Annotated in this window: 21 protein-coding genes and 1 other RNA gene; 18 read left to right on the top strand and 4 right to left on the bottom strand. The window is 44.3% G+C overall.

Features of this window, described 5'->3' with window-relative positions:
- The first annotated feature begins 83 nt into the window (after nt 1-83).
- From ubiE to nudB, 8 genes are all read left to right on the top strand, one after another.
- The gene (gene ubiE, locus BZL35_RS02785) at nt 84-815 is read left to right on the top strand and encodes a bifunctional demethylmenaquinone methyltransferase/2-methoxy-6-polyprenyl-1,4-benzoquinol methylase UbiE (RefSeq protein WP_106182663.1); all 732 of its coding nucleotides are present in this window, start codon (nt 84-86) and stop codon (nt 813-815) included.
- Nucleotides 816-896: 81 nt separating this feature from the next.
- Nucleotides 897-1829, top strand: a complete 933-nt coding sequence (locus tag BZL35_RS02780; protein ID WP_245916325.1) for a Tim44 domain-containing protein — start codon at nt 897-899, stop codon at nt 1827-1829.
- 186 nt (nt 1830-2015) lie between these two features.
- On the top strand, nt 2016-2642 hold the full coding sequence (locus BZL35_RS02775) for a ubiquinone biosynthesis accessory factor UbiJ (RefSeq protein ID WP_106182662.1): 627 nt from the start codon (nt 2016-2018) through the stop codon (nt 2640-2642).
- Nucleotides 2643-2647: 5 nt separating this feature from the next.
- Nucleotides 2648-4204 (top strand): ubiquinone biosynthesis regulatory protein kinase UbiB, encoded by a 1557-nt coding sequence (gene ubiB, locus BZL35_RS02770; RefSeq protein ID WP_106182661.1) that lies wholly within the window; start codon nt 2648-2650, stop codon nt 4202-4204.
- Nucleotides 4205-4559: 355 nt separating this feature from the next.
- Nucleotides 4560-4919: an FmdB family zinc ribbon protein gene (locus tag BZL35_RS02765; protein WP_106182660.1), complete on the top strand. Its 360-nt coding sequence runs from the start codon at nt 4560-4562 to the stop codon at nt 4917-4919.
- A gap of 59 nt (nt 4920-4978) precedes the next feature.
- Nucleotides 4979-5626, top strand: coding sequence for a DUF502 domain-containing protein (locus BZL35_RS02760; protein ID WP_106182659.1), 648 nt, complete (start codon nt 4979-4981; stop codon nt 5624-5626).
- A 46-nt stretch (nt 5627-5672) separates the two neighbouring features.
- The gene (gene aspS / locus BZL35_RS02755; RefSeq protein ID WP_181276533.1) at nt 5673-7472 is read left to right on the top strand and encodes an aspartate--tRNA ligase; all 1800 of its coding nucleotides are present in this window, start codon (nt 5673-5675) and stop codon (nt 7470-7472) included.
- A 423-nt stretch (nt 7473-7895) separates the two neighbouring features.
- Nucleotides 7896-8360 (top strand): dihydroneopterin triphosphate diphosphatase, encoded by a 465-nt coding sequence (gene nudB / locus BZL35_RS02750; protein ID WP_106182866.1) that lies wholly within the window; start codon nt 7896-7898, stop codon nt 8358-8360.
- 510 nt (nt 8361-8870) lie between these two features.
- On the opposite strand, the gene BZL35_RS02745 is transcribed toward nudB, so the two are convergent.
- Nucleotides 8871-9281, bottom strand: coding sequence for an acyl-CoA thioesterase (locus tag BZL35_RS02745; protein WP_106182658.1), 411 nt, complete (start codon nt 9279-9281; stop codon nt 8871-8873).
- A gap of 630 nt (nt 9282-9911) precedes the next feature.
- On the opposite strand from BZL35_RS02745, the gene pyrC reads away from it, so the two are divergent.
- The 6 genes from pyrC to erpA all read left to right on the top strand — a co-directional run bounded on the left by pyrC (nt 9912) and on the right by erpA (nt 15020).
- Nucleotides 9912-10970, top strand: coding sequence for a dihydroorotase (gene pyrC / locus BZL35_RS02740; protein WP_106182657.1), 1059 nt, complete (start codon nt 9912-9914; stop codon nt 10968-10970).
- Between the two features lie 317 nt (nt 10971-11287).
- Nucleotides 11288-11700: RNase P RNA component class A (gene rnpB, locus BZL35_RS02735), an RNA gene on the top strand.
- A gap of 834 nt (nt 11701-12534) precedes the next feature.
- Nucleotides 12535-12963: a 50S ribosomal protein L13 gene (gene rplM / locus BZL35_RS02730; RefSeq protein WP_106182656.1), complete on the top strand. Its 429-nt coding sequence runs from the start codon at nt 12535-12537 to the stop codon at nt 12961-12963.
- Between the two features lie 9 nt (nt 12964-12972).
- A complete protein-coding gene (gene rpsI, locus BZL35_RS02725; protein WP_106182655.1) occupies nt 12973-13368 on the top strand; it encodes a 30S ribosomal protein S9 in 396 nt (131 codons plus the stop codon).
- 145 nt (nt 13369-13513) lie between these two features.
- On the top strand, nt 13514-14557 hold the full coding sequence (gene argC / locus BZL35_RS02720; RefSeq protein WP_106182865.1) for an N-acetyl-gamma-glutamyl-phosphate reductase: 1044 nt from the start codon (nt 13514-13516) through the stop codon (nt 14555-14557).
- A 103-nt stretch (nt 14558-14660) separates the two neighbouring features.
- Nucleotides 14661-15020 carry an iron-sulfur cluster insertion protein ErpA gene (gene erpA, locus BZL35_RS02715; RefSeq protein WP_420837015.1) on the top strand — a complete coding sequence of 120 codons (360 nt, stop codon included), beginning with the start codon at nt 14661-14663 and terminating at the stop codon, nt 15018-15020.
- A 456-nt stretch (nt 15021-15476) separates the two neighbouring features.
- On the opposite strand, the gene BZL35_RS02710 is transcribed toward erpA, so the two are convergent.
- A complete protein-coding gene (locus BZL35_RS02710) occupies nt 15477-16850 on the bottom strand; it encodes a M23 family metallopeptidase (protein ID WP_106182653.1) in 1374 nt (457 codons plus the stop codon).
- 185 nt (nt 16851-17035) lie between these two features.
- Between BZL35_RS02710 and tyrS the strand changes: the two genes are divergently transcribed.
- On the top strand, nt 17036-18277 hold the full coding sequence (tyrS, locus tag BZL35_RS02705; RefSeq protein ID WP_106182652.1) for a tyrosine--tRNA ligase: 1242 nt from the start codon (nt 17036-17038) through the stop codon (nt 18275-18277).
- Between the two features lie 293 nt (nt 18278-18570).
- Nucleotides 18571-19206, top strand: a complete 636-nt coding sequence (locus BZL35_RS02700; RefSeq protein ID WP_106182864.1) for a YbhB/YbcL family Raf kinase inhibitor-like protein — start codon at nt 18571-18573, stop codon at nt 19204-19206.
- Nucleotides 19207-19291: 85 nt separating this feature from the next.
- Here the strand turns inward: BZL35_RS02700 and ruvB are convergent, their stop codons facing one another.
- Nucleotides 19292-20329: a Holliday junction branch migration DNA helicase RuvB gene (gene ruvB / locus BZL35_RS02695; protein ID WP_106182651.1), complete on the bottom strand. Its 1038-nt coding sequence runs from the start codon at nt 20327-20329 to the stop codon at nt 19292-19294.
- Between the two features lie 78 nt (nt 20330-20407).
- A complete protein-coding gene (gene ruvC, locus BZL35_RS02690) occupies nt 20408-20950 on the bottom strand; it encodes a crossover junction endodeoxyribonuclease RuvC (protein WP_106182650.1) in 543 nt (180 codons plus the stop codon).
- A gap of 195 nt (nt 20951-21145) precedes the next feature.
- On the opposite strand from ruvC, the gene BZL35_RS02685 reads away from it, so the two are divergent.
- The gene (locus tag BZL35_RS02685) at nt 21146-21562 is read left to right on the top strand and encodes a CopD family protein (RefSeq protein ID WP_106182649.1); all 417 of its coding nucleotides are present in this window, start codon (nt 21146-21148) and stop codon (nt 21560-21562) included.
- 87 nt (nt 21563-21649) lie between these two features.
- Nucleotides 21650-22951 (top strand): THUMP domain-containing class I SAM-dependent RNA methyltransferase, encoded by a 1302-nt coding sequence (locus BZL35_RS02680; protein ID WP_106182648.1) that lies wholly within the window; start codon nt 21650-21652, stop codon nt 22949-22951.
- The last annotated feature ends 43 nt before the right edge of the window (nt 22952-22994 follow it).

Raw genomic sequence — 22994 nt, 5'->3', positions numbered from 1 at the left:
CCTGCATCGATTATCGTGGTCAGCTATCCTAGCGATGCTTTCAGTGCTGACCATGTCATTATTAATGAAGGGGTTGAATAGCAATGATGAAGACTCACTTCGGTTTCGAGATGGTCCAAGAGCAAGAAAAGGCAAGTAAAGTTGCGGAAATTTTCGATTCTGTCGCGAGTAAGTACGATCTGATGAATGATCTTATGTCGTGCGGATTGCACCGGATTTGGAAGAAATTTACCATCGCGCGTGCTTCTGTGCGTCCGGGGGATAAGGTCCTTGACATTGCTGGTGGTACCGGTGACCTATCGCGAGTATTTGCCAAAAAAACGGCGCCAAACGGTGAAGTTTGGTTAACTGATATTAATGAATCTATGCTTCGGATTGGGCGCGATCGCCTCCTTGATGCTGGGCAGATTACACCAGTATTACTGTGTGACGCGGAAAAATTACCATTCCAGGATAATTATTTCGATCTGGTCACAGTGGCTTTTGGTTTGCGTAATATGACTTACAAGAAAACCGCACTTGCCGAAATGTACCGTATTATTAAGCCGGCTGGTAAGGTCCTAGTGTTAGAATTCTCAAAGATTTGTCCAGTACTCGAAAAAGCTTATGATACCTATTCCTTCAAAGTGCTCCCGTGGCTGGGATCACGTTTTGTGGGCGATGCAAAAAGCTATCGTTATTTAGCTGAATCGATTCGCATGCATCCAGATCAAGAAATTTTGAAAAGCATGATGGAAGAGGTTGGACTGGAGTGTGTGGAATATCACAATATGACGGCTGGAGTGGTCGCGTTGCATACTGGATATAAATTTTGATAGATAGTGTTGCCTGTTGGCAATAAACCAAATTTTGCTGTTAATATTTATTTGCAGTGCCTAATTCTTAGGAGAATTATAGTGATTTTTCAGTTTTTAAAACATAAGTGTTTTTTGGGTGCGATTGCTGGCATGATGGCACTTGGCATGACGATTGCTGATGCTGATGCTAAACGCTTGGGTGGTGGGCGAAATATTGGTAAACAGTGGAATAACGTTACTCAACGTCAACAAACGCCAAGAAAACCAACACAGGCTACCCCACGACAAACTTCAGGTGCTAGTGGCGCTGCCCAATCTACTCGTAATCGTTGGATTGCTCCGATTGCTGGTTTGGCAGCAGGTTTTGGCATTGCAACATTGTTGTCTCACCTTGGCTTGGGTGGTGCGTTTGCCAGTGTGATCGCCAATATAATTATGATTGCGTTGATTGGTTTTGTGGCCATTTGGTTAATTCGCTTCTTAAAAAGCAGGTTTTCATCGCAACAATTTTCTTACCCGGGCACTTTGCGTCGGGAAGGTGGTAACCGCCAACCGGCACTACGTCAAGTTTTGGATTCTAATAAGGCGTTGTCATCGATACCGGATTATGCCGGATCGATTGTAGAAGGTGGTCAGGTTGGGACCTGCTCTTTAGGCGTGTCGAATGATTTTGATATAGAAAGCTTTTTGCGTCATGCGAAGGTTAACTTTGTGCGTATGCAGACTGCTTGGGATGCAGGTAAGTTGTCTGACATTCATGAGTTTACTACCCCACAAATGTTTGCCGAAATTAGGCTTGATTTCGATGAACGTGGTGATGAAGTGAATCGTACTGACATCGTAAAATTGGATGCCGAAATGTTGGGGATCGATGAAATTGACGGCGAATATCGAGCCAGCATTCGTTTCTCTGGGTTGCTGCGAGAGTCGGAAAATAGTGGTGCGGCGCCATTCGCAGAAGTCTGGAGTTTGACTAAACCGCAACAGGGTAATAGCGGTTGGCTATTGGCTGCTATTGAGCAAGCACAGTAAGCTGTTGTCTATTCTCTCGTGCAGGAACTACAGTAAAGTATGGCATTGGTTACGATGTATATCCTGTTTTGTCTTTCATTCGACGTGAGGCTGATAACAGCCTGCGGCCCGCGCAGTAGGCGCGGGCTTTTATTTTGATGCTGTGCTATAGCTTGTCTTGACGGATATCATTCCTTTTTCTTTCTAATGACCATAACTACCAAAGCTTTTGCTATTGTCGTGAATCACTTGCTTGCTCGTGAGTCGTGGGCGAAGGCCTGTCTTTCTCATCATGCTGGTGCCAGCGCGAAGTTGACAGTTTATCCGTTTGATATAAATGTTTGCATTCGTGATGACGGTTATCTTGTGGCTACGGTCCCAGAACATAATAGCGACGTTAGTATCGACGTATCACTTTCCGGATTGGTCGATTTAGCGGTTGAGGGATATCCGGCCATGATGCGACATGTTCGGATTGAGGGAGATGCTAAATTTGCGAACACCTTATTTTATTTGACAAAGTATTTACGTTGGGAGATTGCGGAAGACTTGAGCGAATGGGTTGGTGATGCTGCTGCATATCGCATTACAAAATTATTTCGCAGTATTCTGAATGATCTATCCTCGAAAGGAAAAACTACGATTCGTAGCTTTGTTGATTATCTAGTTGAGGAAGAACAGTTGCTGATTACGCAGGCGAGTTTGAGGGCACTAAGCGACGAGGTCGCTAGAACGCGTGATGATTTGGCTAGGCTTGAAAAGCGTATTGAATATTTAGAATGTCCCGAATGCCTTTTCTTGCCCTCTCCGGGTTCTGTTCTTACTCAAACCTGAGTTCTATGCGAATTTTTCGTCTGGCTAAAATTTTTCTGATCCTTTATCGATACGGTTTGGATGACATTGTATTGTCTAGTATTCGCCATCCTTCCACTCGCATGCTGCAGCGCTTCCTCTCGATAGGACGTCAGATATCTGCTCCTCGCGGAGAGCGTCTACGATTGGCTTTGGAACATCTTGGTCCCATCTTTGTTAAATTTGGACAGGTGCTCTCTACTCGTCGGGATCTTATGCCAGCAGACATAGTGACCGAATTGACACGACTGCAGGATCAGGTATCACCATTCGATTCCGAAGTGGCACGTGTACAGATTGAGCGGTCACTGGGTCGTCCACTTGATGAGGTTTTCGTCGAATTTGCGACTGAACCTATTGCCAGTGCATCTATTGCTCAGGTGCATTTCGCACGTTTGCGCGAAGGCATCCATGCAGGGAAAGAAGTCGCTGTGAAGGTATTGCGGCCGAACATGTTGCATGTGATTGAAAGTGATTTGGCGCTGCTTCGAGATTTGGCCGCTTTCGGTGAGCGTTTGTGGTCTGATGGAAAAAGGCTCAGACTACGTGAAGTGGTTGCTGAATTCGATAGGTATTTGCATGATGAACTCGACTTAATGCATGAGGCAGCCAACGCGACACAACTGCGTCGGAATTTCATGGATTCTGGGCTATTGATGGTTCCGGAAATATATTGGGAATATAGCAGTAGTAATGTATTGGTGATGGAACGTATGGCTGGTGTGCAGATTAGTCAGATCGATTTGCTGCGCGAAGCGAAAATTGATTTGCAGAAGCTCGCCCGGGATGGAATAGAGATCTTTTTTACTCAATTTCTGCGAGATGGTTTTTTTCATGCAGACATGCATCCTGGTAATATTTTCGTGAGTCTTGATCCAGATACTTTTGGGCGTTATATCGCGCTTGATTGCGGTATCGTTGGTGTATTGTCTGAGTTCGATAAAAATTATCTTTCGCAGAATTTTCTCGCATTTTTTCGTCGGGATTACCATCGTGTGGCAACTCTTCATCTGGAATCTGGGTGGATTCCACGGAATACCCGTGTCGAGGAATTAGAGGGGGAGATACGCGCATGCTGTGAGCCGTATTTTGATCGCCCCCTCAAAGAGATATCATTGGGATTGGTGTTGATGCGTTTGTTTCAGACATCGCGTCGTTTCAACGTCGAGATTCAGCCACAACTTGTTTTATTACAAAAGACCTTACTCAATATTGAAGGTTTAGGACGTCAGCTCGATCCGGAACTTGATTTATGGAAAACAGCGAAGCCATTCTTGGAACGTTGGATGGCTAATCAGATTGGTTTTAATGGCTGGTTCGAGCGTTTAAAAGCGGAGGCCCCACAGTGGAGTCAAACCTTGCCACAACTGCCGCGGCTATTACATCAAGCGCTTGTTTCCCGTACACAGTCGGTGGTGGATGAATCTGTCTGGAAATTGTTGAGTGCACAGCAACGCACAAATAGTTTGCTGACTGGAATATTGGGTCTTATGAGCTGTGTTCTCATAGGGATCACTATAATTTTTATTTTGTTATATTGGTAATGTAAATGTTATTCATGAGTATTCATAACGCTATTGTTGATAGCGTTTATATAGCTCTGCATCTTTATGTTTATCCTCTGGGCTATATTGCTAGCAGTGTACTAAATCCTTGCTTTTGACTGCTAGTCAATCAGGATTGCCGTCGCGTTATTGGTGTCTGATACGTTGATTTTTCGAATAGGATGTTATGGTATTCACAATCTTCCTCTATCTTTAGAATTTGAGGTTGATTTGATTTTATGTGTTCGTTGATAAATTTACCCTAAGGCTAAACAGGAAGAAATTCCGAAAGTTTTCTAGGGTGATTATAATGTGGAATTTTATGTATTTTTTTCCTCATTGGAAGTAAAGAATCATGCCTATCTATGCTTACCGTTGCGAAGCCTGTGGTTTCGCGAAAGATTTCCTGCAAAAAATTAGTGATCTGCCACTTTCTCAGTGTCCTGAATGTGATGAAGGAGTGCTTCATAAGCAAGTGACTGCAGCTGGTTTTCAGCTAAAAGGGTCAGGTTGGTATGCGACCGATTTTCGAGGGGGCGCGTCCAGCAATTCCACGAATACAGATGAGGTGGCGAATGTTGGGGGGGCAACTGCTGCTGGCGCAGAATTAGAAGTTTCATCAACTTGTTCAGCAGGTGATGTATCTGCGTCGAGTTCTATTTCCGGCAGCAGCAGTTGCACTGATGGATGTGTATCATTGTCATCTAATGACTGATCGATGTTAGATATATCTAAACGTCTAATTCTTTTCTACCAAGAGTCGAGAGTGCTCCTATGAGCGTGAAAAAACCGGCGCTAAAGACGATTTTCCTAACTGGGTTACTGGTGTTAGTGCCATTTGCGATCACTTTATGGGTATTGGGGCTTATTATTGGCTTGATGGATCAGACACTTTTGTTATTGCCAGATAAATGGCAGCCAGTACGTCTAATCGGGATGCGTGTGCCGGGTTTAGGCGTTATTGTTACGCTTGCTTTTGTATTCCTGGTTGGATTGTTGTCGCATAATTTTATCGGTCAGAAACTTGTGCTTTGGTGGGAAGCGATCCTGATCCGAATCCCTGTGGTGGGCCCCTTGTATGGGAGTGTCAAGCAAGTTTCTGATACTCTACTTTCTTCTAGTGGAGAAGCATTTCGTCGGGCGCTTTTAGTTCGATATCCACACGGTGATTCTTGGACGATTGCATTCTTGACTGGGGCGCCTCGCGGTGACATCGTGAACCATCTGCAAGGCGACGACTATGTCAGCGTATATGTCCCGACAACACCGAATCCAACATCGGGCTTTTTTTTGATGATGAAGGCTAGTGATGTTATTGAGCTTAATATGAGCGTTGATGTCGCGTTGAAGTACATCGTATCGATGGGTGTGGTTGCACCAGTTAATAACTCTCGTCATTCCCATACTGGTCCACTACTTTGAAGTGACCACACAGGGCGATTAATACATAATTTTTGTGAAAATATCCATGCGTACATCCTACTGCGGTCTGGTGACCGAGCAGCAATTGGGCCAGACGGTCAAGCTTTGTGGCTGGGTGCAACGTCGCCGCGATCATGGTGGTTTGATATTTATTGATCTGCGCGACTATAAAGGTTTGGTACAGGTGGTGTGTGATCCAGAGCATTTAGAAATGTTCAAAGTCGCTAAAGATGTTCGAAATGAGTTCTGCGTGCAGATCACTGGTCTTGTACACGCACGTCCGGCTGGTACGGAAAATACCAACTTGACAAGTGGTAACATCGAGGTGATGTGCTATGAGCTAGTTATTTTGAATGCTTCGTTGACGCCACCATTCCAACTTGACGATGAAAATTTGTCAGAAACGACACGTCTAACACATCGTGTGCTGGATCTCCGTCGTCCGCAGATGCAATATAACTTGCGTCTTAGATATAAAGTGGCGATGGAAGTTCGTAAATATCTCGATGCGGAAGGTTTCATCGACATTGAAACACCGATGCTCACTAAGAGTACACCAGAAGGGGCCCGTGATTATCTTGTGCCGTCACGGATCAATACGGGTCAGTTTTTTGCGTTACCGCAGTCACCGCAGCTTTTCAAACAATTGCTAATGATTTCGGGATTTGATCGTTACTATCAGATCACCAAGTGTTTCCGAGATGAAGATTTGCGTGCTGATCGTCAACCTGAATTCACGCAAATTGACTGTGAAACGTCGTTCCTGGGTGAGCAAGAGATTCGCGAGCTTTTCGAGAACATGATTCGCCATGTATTCAAGGAAGCGATCAATGTGTCTCTCGACAAACCATTCCCAGTTATACAGTATGAAGAAGCGATGCGTTTGTATGGTTCGGATAAGCCTGATCTTCGGGTAAAGATGGAATTCACTGAATTGACGGACACTATGCGTGATGTAAATTTTAAGGTGTTTTCGACTGCTGCGATGACCGAGGGTGGTCGCGTCGCAGCGCTACGCGTGCTTGGCGGTGCGGAGCTATCAAGGGGTGATATCGATTTTTACTCCGAATTTGTGAAGATTTACGGAGCGAAAGGTTTGGCGTGGATAAAAGTCCACGAAGTGATGAAGGGACGTGATGGATTGACAAGTCCAATTGTGAAGAATCTACACGATGACTCCATTGCTAGTATCTTACAGCGCAGCGGTGCGAAAGATGGGGACATCATTTTTTTCTTGGCTGATAAGGCTAAGATAGTCAATGATGCTTTGGGTGCATTGCGTTTAAAGATTGGGCACTCTGATTTTGGTAAAAATCACGGTTTGTTTGAAGCAGGCTGGTGTCCGCTATGGGTTGTCGACTTCCCCATGTTTGAGTACGATGATAGTGAGAGTAGATGGGTAGCGTGCCACCATCCATTTACATGTCCGAAGGATGAACACATCGATTATTTGGATACTACTCCTGGTAAATGTTTGGCAAAATCCTACGATATGGTACTCAATGGGTGGGAAATTGGTGGTGGCTCGGTCAGAATTTTCGAGGAAGAGGTGCAAAGTAAAGTATTCCGTGTACTTAACCTTCAGGAAGAAGAAGCGCGTGCAAAGTTTGGTTTTTTGCTAGATGCCTTAAAATATGGTGCACCACCGCATGGTGGAATTGCATTTGGCTTAGATCGTATTGTTACAATGATGGTTGGTGCGGATTCGATTCGTGATGTGATTGCTTTTCCGAAGACTCAGCGTTCACAGGATCTACTGACGCAGGCACCTTCCCCGGTTCATGATCGTCAACTACGTGAATTGCATATTCGTTTAAGTAAAACAGAAGAATTAACAAAGTTTTAACCTTGTTTCCCTGGTATCTTTGATGAATTACCTTTCATCAATTGTAGCTGTGGTGTTGGGGTCATGTGCTATTTAATCTTTGGGTAGATGACGACTCAAGTGATGGAGCGGATGATCCACGATAAGTTGTGATGATTGTATATATGCAGCTCAGATTTTGGAAAATCGAGAGCATTAAGCTTTTTCGTAAAGCATATCTTGTAGTAAGAAGGTTCTTATCATAAGGATGTGATGGTTTGGAGTAGGCTATCTGTTGGTCCTTGAAAGTAATGTCGACGTTTAGGATTCTTTTGCATTCTTCTGGTTTATTATGGTCATGCAAATTTTATCAATTTGGGCCTACTGCGCTATAGATGCTGAATTTTTATAAATGCTTAGTACAATGACAGTTCCATTTAAGAAACCATGCGTCCTTTTTACTCGATGAAGTCTTTAAAGATTCCAGAATCTGTGCTCGTCGTAATTTATACGCCTCTACTCGATGTTCTCCTTATTGAACGTGCAGATTGTCCTGGTTTTTGGCAATCTGTGACTGGCAGTAAAGATCATGTCGATGAACTCATTGCTGAAACTGCTGCCCGTGAAGTTGCTGAAGAGACTGGAATTATCGTTGGTTCATTTGAGATACCAAGTGATAGACTGGTGGATTGGGATCACTTCATCCAATATCATATCTATCCGCAATGGCGTCATCGTTATGCACCTGGTGTTTTCCTTAATACTGAACACTGGTTTGGTTTATGCGTGCCTGAAAAAACTCGAGTGAAACTTTCGCCCCACGAACATGTCGAGTATGTCTGGTTGCCATGGTCGGAGGCTGCGCACAACTGCTTCTCTCCATCTAACGGTGATGCAATTCGGCAACTTCCATCGCGCCACGGTATGTAGCAAATACGATGGCTAAATATATCTGGACTTTCTTGAGGATAAAGACATTCATTTCCTATGATTGTCCGATAATCTTTTTGCGACTGTTATTCGTTATGAAAAACGTGCTGCATATGAGGTAATGAGGGAGAGTGTCCAGTCTTTGGTCTCATCGGATTGGTTCGTTTAGAGTTAGAGTGACCAGTGTGATTTGATAGGCTGTTGTGTGTCGTATAATCCACTTCAAAGGCGATTCTGAGAGCTTGTATGCTGCCTCCAGATAGTTGCTGGTATTGTTTTGCATTTGGCAGCAGTGCGATGAGCTCTTTAATTATTATTAAAAACTATGCTTTTTATATTGGCGTTTCAGATAATGAAATGAGCGATGTAGAGAAATAAACGTGATCTCATGAAGTTATTTGTAATAAATGATCAGCGAGATTGTAACGGTGTCGATGCAGTGTATCTGATTCATAATTCTTCTCAGAATGAGTGCCACGTGTTTCTGATTTTTTGGTTTTGTCTTTCTTGTCATGACTTCGAAGTTGGAAGCCTGCGCGGTCGACGGCTTTCATCAGTAGCTACGTAAGTCAGGGTTGCCTCTGTGACCTTCACGATCTCATGTGAAAGCCGCATCCGTTGGGCATATGTTTCTACTTCGACGGTGATCGATGTATGTCCTGTTTTTACGATCGTCGCATAAAAGCTTAGTAAATCTCCGACGAAGACTGGCTGTTTGAATAGAAACTGATTGACTGCAATCGTGGCCACACGTCCGTTGGCGAGTTGTGCTGCAGGGATTGAGCCTGCGATATCGACTTGGGCCATGATCCACCCACCGAACACATCTCCATGAGCATTTGCATTTGCGGGCATCGGCATGACACGTAGGGTCAAGAGTTTTTCGTCGGGCAAGCAGGAGGGGGTCGAAACATTCGTCATTGAAGATATCCCTGATTTGAGAGGATTTTTTATAGGAGATGCTATTTTTTGTTAACCTAGAGCCGTCTGGAAAATAGGCCAATGTCGATTTTAACGGAAAGTCTGTTTCTCAATTCAACTCAGTGTTGTGACTAAAAAATGATGCAGAAACGGGAAATGCTTAGTAATAGGCTATTGAGCTTTTTTTGCTGTATTTCTCATTTTAGAATACGCTATTTTCATCTCGCGCTTTTCTTTTTTTATGGTGAAAACAATATTTGGCCACTAAAACCCCCAGATTAAACGAGATTTTCCAGACTTATTAGTAATTTTTGGATTTTTACTGGTAGGAGTTATTTGCTTCGTTTCCCTTTATTGTGCGGAGTATCACAGTATACTTTTCAGGTGTTCAACATTTTGTAAATGAAAACGTAATATAGGCATTGGTTCGGCACAGTTTATTAAAGACAGTTTGAAGATGGTACGAGATAACCTTTGAAATTTTCAATTTACCGTACGTTGCGGTAACCCAGAATACCCATTAAAGAAAATGATATAACAATTGTATTCAAATCCATCGATTCGATAACTGCGAAATTTCATCCGTATTTTAAGTACGCTAACTTGTTGGTAGGATTCCCGCGACCCGTCATGATTCCAAAATTGACTCTTACCCGTCCCGACGATTGTCACCTGCATTTACGTGATGGTGCGCTTTTACAAGGTGTTCTACCTGACACTGCTCGCCAGTTTGGTCGTGCGATCGTTATGCCAAATTTGAAGCCACCAGTGACCACAACTGAACAGGCTGATGCCTACCGCGCACGCATTTTGGCTGCACGCCCGGCAGGCAATACATTTGAACCATTGATGACATTGTATTTGACAGATAACATGGAGGCTTCTGAAATTCGACGAGCCAAGGCATCGGGTTTCATTCATGGTGTCAAGCTATATCCGGTAGGCGCTACGACTAATTCAGAGGCTGGGGTGACCAACATTCTGAAATGTCAGGGGGCACTCGATGCGATGCAAGACTTCGGCATTCCATTGTTAGTGCATGGTGAAATGGCCGATGTGTCGATCGACATTTTTGATCGAGAAAAGGTATTCATCGATCGTTTTCTGGTACCGCTAAACCATGATTTTCCTGCCCTAAAGGTGGTGCTCGAGCACATCACAACTCAGGAAGCAGTCGACTATGTAGCACAGGCTAGTGTTCCGATTGGTGCGACTATCACGGCACATCATTTGCTTTATAATCGAAATGCACTGTTCACTGGAGGGATTCGTCCGCATTATTATTGTTTGCCAGTGCTTAAGGGAGAAAAGCATCGCAAGGCACTCCTTACAGCGGCGACGTCGGGTAATCCCCGTTTTTTTCTTGGTACCGACAGTGCGCCGCATCCACGAACCTTGAAAGAGAATGCTTGTGGTTGTGCAGGTTGCTATACTGCTTTGCACGCTATTGAACTGTATGCGAAGGCCTTTGATGAGGTGGGTGCGCTCGATAAACTAGAAGGATTCGCCAGTTTTTTTGGTGCGGATTTCTATGGTCTACCTCGAAATACCGATACGATTACTTTGGTGCCGGAAGTTTGGCAATTGCCGGTTGAGTTATTCATAGCAGATTCAACCATCGTGCCTTTGTGTGCTGGTGAGACGATGGGTTGGAAGCTGTGGACTAGTATTCCTACGATCGAAATTTAAAGGGCTTCAGTAGCATGCGGGTTGTTTTGCGGGATAGATAAGAATTTTTCGAGACAGCTTAAGATCGATTAGCCACGGTTTTTTATTATAGAGATAGAAAGTGTTGTTTCATGTTTGGAGAAGTTTTAAAAAAGATGATTCACTAATACGTATGCGACCATTGGTGGACTAGCTTTGAAGTTAGTCCACCTAACTAAAATTGCTGTGTGTCTCACAATGAGAATCATTGTTCGACGTATATTGATGAGCGTGAGGATTTAAAATTGATGGTGTTGGTTTTTGAAATATACACGCTATTTATGTTAGACTAGATCTGCAGAGTTAGTCTGACAGTCGCTGCCTTTGAATTTGAAAGAAGGGAGAGGAAAGTCCGGACTCCATAGGGCAGGGTGATGGCTAGCGGCCATCCGTGGCAACACGCGGAATAGGGCCACAGAGAATAGACCGCCGATGATCTCTGGTGTAAGCTGGATATCAGGTAAGGGTGAAACGGTGCGGTAAGAGCGCACCGCGGCGTGCGGTAACGCACACGGCAAGGCAACCTCCACCCGGAGCAATTCCAAATAGGCAGGTGATTGGTGTATGTTTTACTGTACGCCAGCAATGGGGCCCCCGGGTACCTGCGGGTAGGAAGCTTGAGCTCCACAGAGATGTGGAGCCTAGATGAATGACTGTCAACGCTGGTTTCGAATCAGCGTCACAGAATCCGGCTTATCGACTAGCTCTGCGTATTTTGATCTTGATCTTTGTGCTCATCCTCAGTTGGCTTCCTATCGGCCAGATTTTCATCTATCCTCAATACGAGGCATGAGCGTGCTGATGTCATCTTAGAAAGAAAACTTCAACGCTTTCAGGCTTTGACGATCTTGGATCTCATATGGATTTGTATTTTTTATTTATGAAAGTAAGCTTCCAAAGTGAATTTTTGTAAAAGCAGCCTTTTTGATTCACTAGTTCGTGAGCGTTATATCGCTCTATTTCTCTGGTTTCCATTGACACCAGTATTATTTTATTTCCCGACACATTCTCCATCAATGATGGTGTATGGTAGGAATAATACCGTTGTTTATTCGAAGTTCAATTTTGAAAATCTAATTCAAGATTAGAAAAAATGATGAGTTTGTTAGGCTTGCATCAGACATTTCTTGTTAGGTAATGTTGTTTTGCATAAAAATTTACATCTCCTGAGCACTCTGTCTGTTCCATTGAAATTTAACTCTCATTTTGATCAGATTTTTTGTATTAGCAAAAGTCAAGTGCAGAGCCATTGATTGAACCTCTGTATTATTTTTTATCGTCTTTATAAAAACACTGATCCCTAGTTTGAGAACACATTTATTGTGTTTGTTGTTTCGTATATTTTCATATACAATAAGAGACTTTCCCGGGATTGCCCACGGGAGAACATCAGGAAATCTCTGCGGTTAAGGGTGCGCGCGTCGGAAAGATCCTAAGGAACATGATAGAGTGTCCGTGCGGTGGGGTGGTGACGTGGGCGGCAAGACAAGCAGGAAGTTGGTGTCGATCGACGCTTATATGGGCAAGTTTTTCATTTGGATCGATCATGAAGACGTTTTCCGCAAAACCGCATGAGGTGAGGCGCGAATGGTTTGTGATTGACGCGACGGACAAAGTCCTCGGCCGTGTCGCCAGCGAAGTGGCATGCCATTTACGCGGAAAGCATAAACCTGAATTCACCCCGCACGTTGATGTTGGTGATTACATCATCATTATCAATGCTGAAAAGCTCAAAGTGACGGGCGCGAAGCAAACTGATAAGAAGTACTATCGTCACTCGGGTTATCCGGGTGGTATTTATCAAACCACATTTGGCAAAATGCAAGAGCGTTTCCCGGGCCGTGTGCTCGAGAAAGCTGTGAAGGGTATGTTGCCGAAGGGTCCGTTGGGCTATGCAATGATTAAGAAGTTGAAAATTTACGCCAAAAACGGGCATCCGCATGAAGCGCAGCAACCTAAGTCGCTCGAGATCTAAGGGCATCTCATGTTTAAAAATGATTGGAATTACGGAACCGGCCGTCGCAAGAGTGCAGTGGCACGTGTTTTCATGAAGGCTGGTAACGGTGCCATTGTTGTTAATGGTAAAATGATTAGCGACTACTTTGCACGTGAAACATCACTGATGATTGTACGTCAGCCACTGGAATGTACTAACAATGTTAGTACATTCGATATTAAGATCAATGTATCGGGTGGTGGTGAAACTGGTCAAGCAGGAGCGGTTCGCCATGGTATTACTCGTGCTCTGATCGACTGCGATGCATCGCTTAAATCAGCTTTGTCAACCGCTGGTTTTGTTACGCGCGATTCACGTGAGGTTGAGCGCAAGAAAGTTGGATTTCACAAAGCTCGCCGTCGCAAGCAATTCTCGAAGCGTTAGTTTTTGGGATATTGTTTTATCATTTATTTAAAAAAAGAGAGGCCGCATTTAGCGGTCTCTCTTTTTTTAAATAAATGGGCTACGTGCGTTGCAGAAGCTTGTTAGAATCGACATCTATTCAATGAAATTGTGTGAGGGCTTGAATATGATTAAGGTGGGCCTCGTTGGAGGCACTGGTTATACCGGTGTGGAGCTACTAAGGCTTTTAGCACAGCATCCACAAGTGCACTTACACGCGATTACCTCTCGTAAAGAAGCTGGCTTGGCGGTTGCAGATTTATATCCAAATTTACGTGGTCATGTCGATTTGATATTTGCCATGCCGGATGACGCAAGCTTGACTGATTGCGATGTCGTTTTTTTTGCCACTCCACATGGTGTAGCGATGAGACAAACGCCAGGTTTGCTAGCTGCTGGAGTTCGTGTCATTGATCTTGCTGCTGACTTTCGTCTTAAGGATGCGGCGGTTTTTGAGCAATGGTATGGAATACCACATTCATGTCCAAAGCTTCTTGATGAAGCCGTATACGGTTTGCCGGAAATTAACCGCGAACAGATTAGGAATGCCCGTGTTATTGGTTTGCCTGGGTGTTATCCAACCTCTATTCAGTTAGGCTTTGCGCCACTGTTGGCTGGAGGACGTAAGTTGGTTGATCCACGGCATTTGATTGCTGATGCGAAGTCGGGAGCTTCCGGCGCTGGCCGCAAGGCGGAGACATCGCTTATCTTGACTGAAAATTACGACAATTTTAAGGCGTATGGAGTCAAAGGTCACCGCCATCATCCGGAAATAAAGCAGGGGCTAGAGGCGATTGCAAACAGTGAGATTGGTTTGACTTTTGTTCCGCATTTGCTTCCGACGATTCGTGGCATTCACTCGACATTGTATGCGTCCATTTTACCTGATGCACAGGGTACTAATTTTCAACAATTGTTTGAACAGTATTTTTCCAACGAACCCTTTGTGGATGTTCTGCCAGCGGGCAGTATGCCGGAAACTCGATGGGTGCGTGCTTCGAACTACGTACGGGTATCCGTACATCGCCCCAACGATGGGGATATGCTTATAATTCTTGTAGTTGAAGATAACCTTGTCAAAGGTGCTTCTGGTCAAGGTGTGCAGTGTATGAATTTGATGTTTGGTTTGCCAGAGGAGATGGGATTGACTCATATTCCAGTGATGCCTTAGAATTTTGCCCTCAATAAGGGTGTTGATACGCGTGTTCTCCTTGATTTTAAGGTGTATGATTTATCATTTTTGAATGATATCGTATGGAACTGGAGAAGAGATGATGGATGTATCTATTGAGGCAACTGTTGGTGAAATTCCGATTGTGTTTACAGACAGTGCAGCTCACAGTGTCAAGCATTTAATTGAAGAAGAGGGGAATCCTGAACTTAAGTTACGTGTTTTTATTCAAGGTGGTGGATGTTCGGGTTTTCAGTATGGTTTTACATTCGATGAAGATATCAACGAAGATGATACTGTTGTTGATAAGAATGGAGTTTCCTTGGTCATTGACGCTATGAGTTACCAGTATTTGGTAGGAGCAGAAATTGACTATAAGGAAGATATTAATGGTGCACAATTCATTATCAAGAATCCGAATGCTTCTACAACCTGTGGTTGCGGTTCTTCATTTTCGGTCTAATTAGGAAACACTTTTTTTAGATGCCTTTGTGTGGGGTATTCAATCCTTATTTTTCATCAATCAAATTCTTTTGACTTCTTACTGGTTGAAGCAGATTAAAAAATAACTGAGTGATAAATGAGGTGGTAAAGCAATGTGTAAAAATAAAAACTAAAGTTTTCCATTATGGAAGCGAGGTTTTTTATTCGACTTGCTATCCCTTTATTATTCCATTGTCTATAGCAATAGATGACTGCAACTTCAAGTGAGAGATATGCCTGGGGCTTCTCGATTACGTAGATTGATATCTATAAGTCAGAAGCCATGGAAAGATTTAAAAATCAAAACGCCTAGCTGCCATAGACTCTCGATTGAGATAGCAGACTGAAAAAAGTGTGGAGGACTACTTTAGTCGGAGGATAATCGAATTTGCTCATATCGATAAATATTCGTGCACCCGTTCTAGGGAGATGGGTGTTAGTCTCGTTTTTTTGTAACTTTTAGCGCGCGCATTAGGTTGATGTATTTGAGTAAATTTTCTGTATACATATCGAAAAGTTTAAGGCGATGTCCTGATAACGGGGCTACGGCTGCTATGTTTTTTGAGAAAGGGTTGTGCGGTTTGCCTTTGTGGCGTAGTTCATAATGCAGATGAGGGCCAGTGGCCCAGCCAGTTTGTCCTATGTACCCAATGATTTGGCCTTGTGTTACACGTGTGCCAGTTCGAACTTTGGGGCTAAAGGCCGACAAATGAGCATAACGTGTTTGATAATCACTGTGATGATTTATCATGACGATGTTGCCATAACCATTTTTTCTGCCTACGAAGTTTACCACCCCATCACCGGCAGCAAACACACACGTGCCAGTGGGAGCCGCAAGATCGACACCTTGATGCTGTTTCCACTGACGGGCAAGTGGATGTTCACGTCCACCAAAGGTGGATGAAATTCTCGAAAATTCGACAGGTGTGCGTAGGAAAACTTGATTCAACTTGCGGCCATCGAAGCCATAGTATGAACCTTCACTATTACCGTCTGGCTCTGTGTACCAGATTGCTTGATGCGTTTTACCTCGATTTACGAATTCGATGGCCAGTAGACGACCGGCTTCTGCAGTGCGATCTTGCTGCATTGTATTTTCGTATATAAGGTTAAAATAATCGCCAGGCCCAACTTCTTTCTCGAAGTTGATCACCCCAGAGAAAATGTTGACTATTTGAGTAACTACTGTGTCTGGTACGCCCGCATCCCTCATTGCATTGAAAAAATTATTGTCAACGGCGACTGAGCACATTGCCCAGTCGCTATTATTGTTTAGCAACCTATCAATGCGTGCGTGGAAAACACCCGTATCGTTGCGTTCTAGCACCAATTTTTTAGCATTTGATGCCCCATTTGGTGGGATACTTGAAAGTGATATAAGGTGACCATTTTTATCGGTCTTGGCTTGTATTACTCGTCCGGCAGTTGTGCCAACGAGGCGCCGCGCGACGACATTGTTACGGATGAATCGTTGAGCAGCATTATCGTTAACAGACAAACGCGCCAAGATATCATTGAGCGTCTCACCTCGCCGCACAGCGATTTGATGAATGAAGGTCTCGGTTTGTGCGTCGATTTGCTGTTTGGCCAGGCTGGGAAATCGCAATGGCAGGTTTGTGCTTGCAGCAGCATGGGAAGAATTCGGTACCATGGGTGCTACGTTAAACAAGGTGACTATTCCCAACAACGTTAAGGCAAAGCTGACCGTCGCCACGATTTGCACCTTGCGTTTTTGGTGCTCGGATTGGGTGGGATCGATCAAAATCAGCAGTTCGCGTACAAAAAAATCACGGAGGTTAGTATACATCACGTAAAATTCTGAGCAACTGGTTGAAAAAGTATCGGAAAAAGTATCGTCCACTTAGATTTTTTTTGCACTTCTAAGTGTGACATTATTTTCGGCCGATCCAAGAGTTGAAAGAGATTATAACAAAATTGTTGCGTACTCCTGATTTGGAATGCTCTTGATGTCGAATGGACAGAAATATCACAATGAAAAAAGAAAACCTAATCTATGAAAAACTCTTTCCTGTGACCGATACTGTTCAGGCGGCGTTGGCTTTGGTTAAACGAGGCTGCAGCGAACTGCTGCTGGAAGAGCATTTTTTGCAGAAGCTGGCATGGAGTGAAGCGACAGGTAAGCCTTTGCGAATCAAGTTAGGACTTGACCCCACAGCGCAAGATATTCATATCGGTCATATGGTGGTGCTTAACAAGCTGCGTCAGCTCCAAGAGCTTGGACACACTGTGATTTTTCTCATCGGAGATTTCACGGCACTAATTGGTGATCCATCTGGTCGTAATAGTATGCGCCCTCCACTCACGCAGGATCAGATTCGAGAGAATGCTAGAACATATTTTGAACAGGCATCGCTTATTCTTGATCGAGAAAAAACGGAAATTCGCTACAATAGTGAGTGGTTAATGAAGCTTGGTGCAGATGGTATGATCAAGCTCGCTTCCCGCTACACTATGGCACGTATGCTCGAACGGGACGACTTTACCAATCGATTTCAATCAGGGATGCCGATCGCAATTCACGAATTTCTGTATCCCCTGATGCAGGGCTATGATTCTGTTGTGTTGGAATCGGATTTGGAACTAGGCGGAACAGACCAAAAATTTAATCTTTTGGTTGGCCGTGAACTGCAGAAGCAGTATGGTCAAGTGCCCCAATCCATATTGACGATGCCGCTTCTTCAAGGACTGGATGGTGTCGAGAAGATGTCGAAGTCTAAAGGTAATTATATCGGTATCACTGAGAAACCTGAGGAGATGTTTGGTAAATTGATGAGTATCTCAGATGATCTAATGTGGAGCTATTACGAGCTGCTGTCTTGCCGATCGATGGATGAAATTGCCTTATTGATGAAATCTGTCGAATCTGGAGTGAATCCCAAGGACGTGAAAGTTCTGTTAGCACAGGAAATTGTCGGAAGATTTCATTCGCAATCTCATGCAGAACGTGCATTGGAAGACTTCAATAATCGTGCTCGTGGCTGTATTCCAGATGATATACCCGAGGTTCATATCGTGGGGGTTCCCATGGCCATTGCGCAAGTTGTCAAGCACTCTGGACTGGCTCCTTCGACATCTGAGGCTATGCGTAACCTTGAACAAGGCGGTGTCCGAGTAAACGGCACTCAAATTTTGGATAAGGGACTTAAACTTGATACTGGGACTTACGTCGTGCAGGTTGGTAAACGGAAGTTTGTGCGCGTTACTCTGCTATAAAATCAATTTGATTTGCATTCCTGTATTTCGTCTAACCATGTAGATATTAGCGATTGTACGAGTATGTCTTCTGTGAGATTTGGCTAGGATAACCTTTGATTCAGGTCTATTGTCTTCTGTCCAGGATATTTTTATTGCTGTCCTACAGATGTCTAAGACTCACTTTTTGCCTGTACCTCAGTTGCTCGCCCGATACTAGAAATGAAATTTTTATGTATATTTTCAGTTTCACTCGTGCCGTGGGTGCATACATATATTTATCTATTTTTGATATTTTGAATGGGGAAAATCTGATGAAACTTTGGAGTAATTCATTCGTTGATAATGGCGTAATTTCGACAGAATTTGCTTTCTTTAAACTAGATATTGATGGGCATGTTGTTTTGTCGAGTAATAAGAATCCGCATCTAGCATGGGAAGATGCGCCATCAGGTACTCAATCTTTTGTCATCATCTGTCGTGATGTTGATGCCCCGACTCATGGTGATGATATGAATCGGGAAGGATGTGAAATTCCGTTGGATTTGCCGCGAGTGACTTTCTTACATTGGGTACTTGTTGATGTGCCACTTACTGTCAGCGAAATTGCGGCGGCTAGTCATAGTCAAGGGGTTACGCCGCGCGGCAAGTTTGGTCCGGAAGCGCTCGATGGTTTGCGACATGGTACTAACGACTTCACCAATTGGTTTAGATTCTCTGGTGATCAGTCAATGCAGGGTAGCTACTATGGTTACGATGGTCCATGCCCACCCTGGAATGATGCGCGGATTCATCATTACGTCTTCACCCTGTATGCACTCAATATTCCGAAAGTGTTGTTATCAGGGAGCTTTGACGGACATCAGGTGTATAGTTCAATTAAATCTCATGTGTTGGCGGAAGCATCGATTACCGGGACTTATACACTCAACCCTCGTTTAGTTAGGTAATTTCTAATTTTTGAGTTAAAAAGATGGTGTATAGTGTTTTTTTGGCAGTACCGTTTTCATGTTTCTCGATTTTATCTCCATTGGCTCAAAGGAGACCTGTATTGGGTGTCGGGAGACCAAAGTGGCTGTAAGCGAGTTGTGTGGCGATGCGTCCGCGAGGTGTGCGTTGAAGAAATCCTTGTTGGATCAGATACGGTTCAATGATGTCTTCGATGGTGTCTCTTACTTCACCGATAGCGGCAGCGAGGTTGTCGACTCCGACGGGACCGCCATCAAATTTATAAAGCACAGCTTCGAGCAGTTTTTGGTCCATTAGGTCCAAACCGACAGCATCGACATCTAGTATTGACAGGGCTGCATTCGATATGTTGGCGGTAATGATTCCATTCGACTTGACTTCAGCGTAGTCGCGGACGCGTCGTAGGAGCCGATTGGCGATTCGTGGTGTGCAGCGGGCACGTCTGGCAATCTCGGCAGCGCCGTCGTCTGCGATGACGGCGCCCATTAGATTGGCTGTGCGTTTCACGATGTGTGTGAGCTCCTCTGTCGAATAAAATTCGAGTCGTGCGATGATGCCAAAACGGTCCCGAAGCGGATTGGTTAGCATGCCTGCGCGAGTTGTTGCGCCTACCAGTGTGAAGGGCTGTAAATCTAGCTTGACGCTTCTGGCGGCGGGCCCTTCGCCAATCATAATATCGATCTGGTAATCTTCAAGCGCAGGGTACAGAATTTCCTCGACGACAGGTGAGAGGCGGTGGATCTCGTCGATGAATAGCACGTCGTTGGCTTCGAGATTGGTCAGAATGGCAGCTAAGTCACCAGGTCGTTCGAGTACGGGGCCGGAAGTTTGACGCAACTGGACACCCATTTCTCGTGCCACGATATGAGCTAGCGTAGTTTTCCCTAGCCCTGGGGGACCAAATAGAAGTACGTGGTCGAGCGGTTCAGACCTATTTTTGGCGGCAGTGATAAAAATTTCGAGCTGTTCGCGAATTTTGGTTTGGCCGATATACTCATCCAGCATTTTTGGGCGCAATGCTCGCTCGAACGCTTCTTCGCTGCGTGGTGAGGATTGTGTAGGTGAGACGACACGCTCGTTAGAGAATTTATCAGTTTCAATCATGTTTCCATTGTAGCGCTTTCGGAATCTTTTGGAGTTATTCGTGGGTTATAGAGGTAGAGGTATTTGACTTTGATTGACTTATCCAATCAATCGGCCACGTCGCATGTGCAGACCCTTGTGAGCGAGTGTTAGAGAGAAACCACTCAAGGCTGTAAGGCAGTCACTACTGTGTGCGTGACAGATGGCGACGCCGAGGGCATCAGCAGCATCTACGCTTGGTATATCGGATAACATTAGCAGTCGCATCACCATTTCCTGTACCTGGATTTTTTGAGCTTGACCGTGACCAACAGTAGCTTTTTTTAGCTGCAAAGCAGTGTACTCAAAGATTGGAAGTCCACCGACGGCAAGAGCACACATAGCTACACCGCGAGCTTGTCCGAGTAAAAGTGTTGATTTTGGATTGACATTAAGGAAAACTTTTTCGATAGCAGCCTGATGAGGGCGATGTAAGGTAACTAACTCGCTAATATTTGTGAAGATGACTTTTAGACGTTCAGATAGTGTTCCTTCACCAGAACGAATCACCCCGCTCGTTACATATTTCAGACGAGTGCCATGTTTCTCAAGAATACCGAAGCCTGTTACTCTCAGCCCCGGATCGATACCTAATATTTTCATGTTGTGAGAGGTAAGAGTTGTTGCATGTACTCTGAATTAAGGCATTGCATATGTGTATTCTGGCATATACTTGCGAGATATTGTTGTGTCCGAAGGACTGGATGCTGTTAGATAGTTTGTCATATCAGCCGAATACGCTGGTTAGGATCTTTTAAATTCATTCTTTTAAATTCTCATTAAGAAGACTTCGTTGCTATGTTTTGGATCAAAGCCTTCCACATTGTTTTTGTTATCTCATGGTTCGCAGGTCTTTTCTATTTGCCGCGTTTTTTCGTCAATTTGGCAATGGAAAAGAATCAAATATCCAAGAATCGGCTTTTGCTGATGGCTCGTAAGCTTTATCAGTTTATGACGTTGCTTGCGGTACCTGCTCTAATTTTTGGACTGATTCTTTGGATATATTATGGCATTGGCCGTGCGAGCAATTGGATGCACGTGAAATTGCTCTTGGTAGTGTTATTGCTTGGTTATCATCATGCTTGTGGTCGTTTGCTTCGCAAGTTTGAGGCGGGTGGTAATACATACTCGCATCAATTGTATCGTTATTTTAATGAATTTCCAGTTCTTGTCTTACTGGTGGTTGTCATTTTGGTTGTGGTAAAGCCGTTTTGAAGCGTAGCAAACACCCTGCATATATAAAATAAAGCTTTATTTATCATTTTCCAAAGCGCTTACGCGACCAATTGTATACATAATCTTATGGGTTCCTTTGATTTTTTCGCTTCTTGCCCACGTGGTTTAGAGGAGGCGCTTGCCGCTGAGCTGTCGGAGTTGGGTCATCAGGTAACACTGTCGGTTGGTAAGCAGGTGCCAGGTGGCGTCCATTTTTCTGGCCGTTGGGCTGCAGGTATGGCAACGAATTTTCATTCGCATATCGCGAACCGGGTATTTTTGCGGATTGTCGTACAAAGTTACCAAAATGAGCAAGATATATATGATCTTGCTGCTACTCAACCTTGGGAAGAGTGGTTTTCTTACGAACAGGCTTTGCGCATTGACGTTACTGGTATTAAGACGTCCATACACAGTTTAGAGTTTGTTACCTTGCGGATCAAGGATGCCATTTGTGATCGCTTCCGCGAGAGGACTGGGAGGCGTCCTAACATTGATAGGTTCAAACCGGATGTGCGTGTATTCGTTTTTTTGACAGCCACAGACACGACGATCTATATAGATACGTCGGGTGAAGCATTGTTCAAACGAGGTTGGCGACTTAATAAGGGTACAGCACCGTTACGTGAAAATCTTGCGGCAGGTATCCTACGTTTGGCGGGTTGGCGTGCGGACAGCGCAGAATCGATGGTTCTTTATGATCCGATGTGTGGTAGTGGGACATTTCTGGTTGAAGCGGCGCAGATTCTTCTGTCAGTACCACCGGGAGCAAATCGTCGTTTCGGATTTGAGAAATTGAAGCATTGGGATATTTCGGCATGGAAAGAGTTGAAAGCTGCTGCGATGGATGCGGAAAGTGACGCACGTGCGCGCAGGTTGCCTGGTAACATTTTTGGTAGCGATATTTCTGGTGATATGCTCATCAAAGCGCGCGCTAACTTCGAGCGTGCAGGAGTCAGTGATATGATTGGCTTGAAACAAATTGACGCTCGTGATATCAAGCCACCCGTTGATGGTTTTGGAATCCTGGTTACCAATCCACCTTATGGAAAACGTATTGAAGTACGAGGTCGCCGTTCATCTCGCGAAATGAATGATGGTGGTGCGCGGTTTGCGCGTGCACATATTGATTTTCTCGATGCAGATTTTTATCGTACATTTGGGGATACGCTTAAGCATCATTTTTCGGGGTGGAGTGCATTTTTTTTAACGAGTGATATGAATTTGCCAGGTCAACTCCGTTTGCGTGAATCACGGAGAGCACCGTTGTTCAACGGTGCTCTCGAATGCCGGTTATTCCGTTTTGATATGGTCACAGGTCGTTTGCAAAAGAAAAAGGACGTGCTTGGAAATTCTGCTGGCTATGCAAGCGAGGATTTTGCCCTGTGATTTTCAGCTTCAAATAAAAAAGACCGGGATTAACTTAACCGGT

Source organism: Candidatus Pandoraea novymonadis (genome assembly GCF_003004665.1).
Taxonomy (GTDB): domain Bacteria; phylum Pseudomonadota; class Gammaproteobacteria; order Burkholderiales; family Burkholderiaceae; genus Pandoraea; species Pandoraea novymonadis.
Note: the sequence above shows the minus strand (reverse complement) of the source record. Positions and strands in the feature narration are given on the sequence as shown.

Bases quoted from the DNA above. Each gene is read 5' to 3' on its own strand.
- ubiE (WP_106182663.1), top strand. From the start codon at position 84: ATGATGAAGACTCACTTCGGTTTCGAGATGGTCCAAGAGCAAGAAAAG.
- BZL35_RS02775 (WP_106182662.1), top strand. From the start codon at position 2,016: ATGACCATAACTACCAAAGCTTTTGCTATTGTCGTGAATCACTTGCTT.
- ubiB (WP_106182661.1), top strand. From the start codon at position 2,648: ATGCGAATTTTTCGTCTGGCTAAAATTTTTCTGATCCTTTATCGATAC.
- BZL35_RS02765 (WP_106182660.1), top strand. From the start codon at position 4,560: ATGCCTATCTATGCTTACCGTTGCGAAGCCTGTGGTTTCGCGAAAGAT.
- BZL35_RS02760 (WP_106182659.1), top strand. From the start codon at position 4,979: ATGAGCGTGAAAAAACCGGCGCTAAAGACGATTTTCCTAACTGGGTTA.
- aspS (WP_181276533.1), top strand. From the start codon at position 5,673: ATGCGTACATCCTACTGCGGTCTGGTGACCGAGCAGCAATTGGGCCAG.
- nudB (WP_106182866.1), top strand. From the start codon at position 7,896: ATGAAGTCTTTAAAGATTCCAGAATCTGTGCTCGTCGTAATTTATACG.
- BZL35_RS02745 (WP_106182658.1), bottom strand. From the start codon at position 9,281: ATGACGAATGTTTCGACCCCCTCCTGCTTGCCCGACGAAAAACTCTTG.
- pyrC (WP_106182657.1), top strand. From the start codon at position 9,912: ATGATTCCAAAATTGACTCTTACCCGTCCCGACGATTGTCACCTGCAT.
- rplM (WP_106182656.1), top strand. From the start codon at position 12,535: ATGAAGACGTTTTCCGCAAAACCGCATGAGGTGAGGCGCGAATGGTTT.
- rpsI (WP_106182655.1), top strand. From the start codon at position 12,973: ATGTTTAAAAATGATTGGAATTACGGAACCGGCCGTCGCAAGAGTGCA.
- argC (WP_106182865.1), top strand. From the start codon at position 13,514: ATGATTAAGGTGGGCCTCGTTGGAGGCACTGGTTATACCGGTGTGGAG.
- erpA (WP_420837015.1), top strand. From the start codon at position 14,661: ATGGATGTATCTATTGAGGCAACTGTTGGTGAAATTCCGATTGTGTTT.
- BZL35_RS02710 (WP_106182653.1), bottom strand. From the start codon at position 16,850: ATGTATACTAACCTCCGTGATTTTTTTGTACGCGAACTGCTGATTTTG.
- tyrS (WP_106182652.1), top strand. From the start codon at position 17,036: ATGAAAAAAGAAAACCTAATCTATGAAAAACTCTTTCCTGTGACCGAT.
- BZL35_RS02700 (WP_106182864.1), top strand. From the start codon at position 18,571: ATGAAACTTTGGAGTAATTCATTCGTTGATAATGGCGTAATTTCGACA.
- ruvB (WP_106182651.1), bottom strand. From the start codon at position 20,329: ATGATTGAAACTGATAAATTCTCTAACGAGCGTGTCGTCTCACCTACA.
- ruvC (WP_106182650.1), bottom strand. From the start codon at position 20,950: ATGAAAATATTAGGTATCGATCCGGGGCTGAGAGTAACAGGCTTCGGT.
- BZL35_RS02685 (WP_106182649.1), top strand. From the start codon at position 21,146: ATGTTTTGGATCAAAGCCTTCCACATTGTTTTTGTTATCTCATGGTTC.
- BZL35_RS02680 (WP_106182648.1), top strand. From the start codon at position 21,650: ATGGGTTCCTTTGATTTTTTCGCTTCTTGCCCACGTGGTTTAGAGGAG.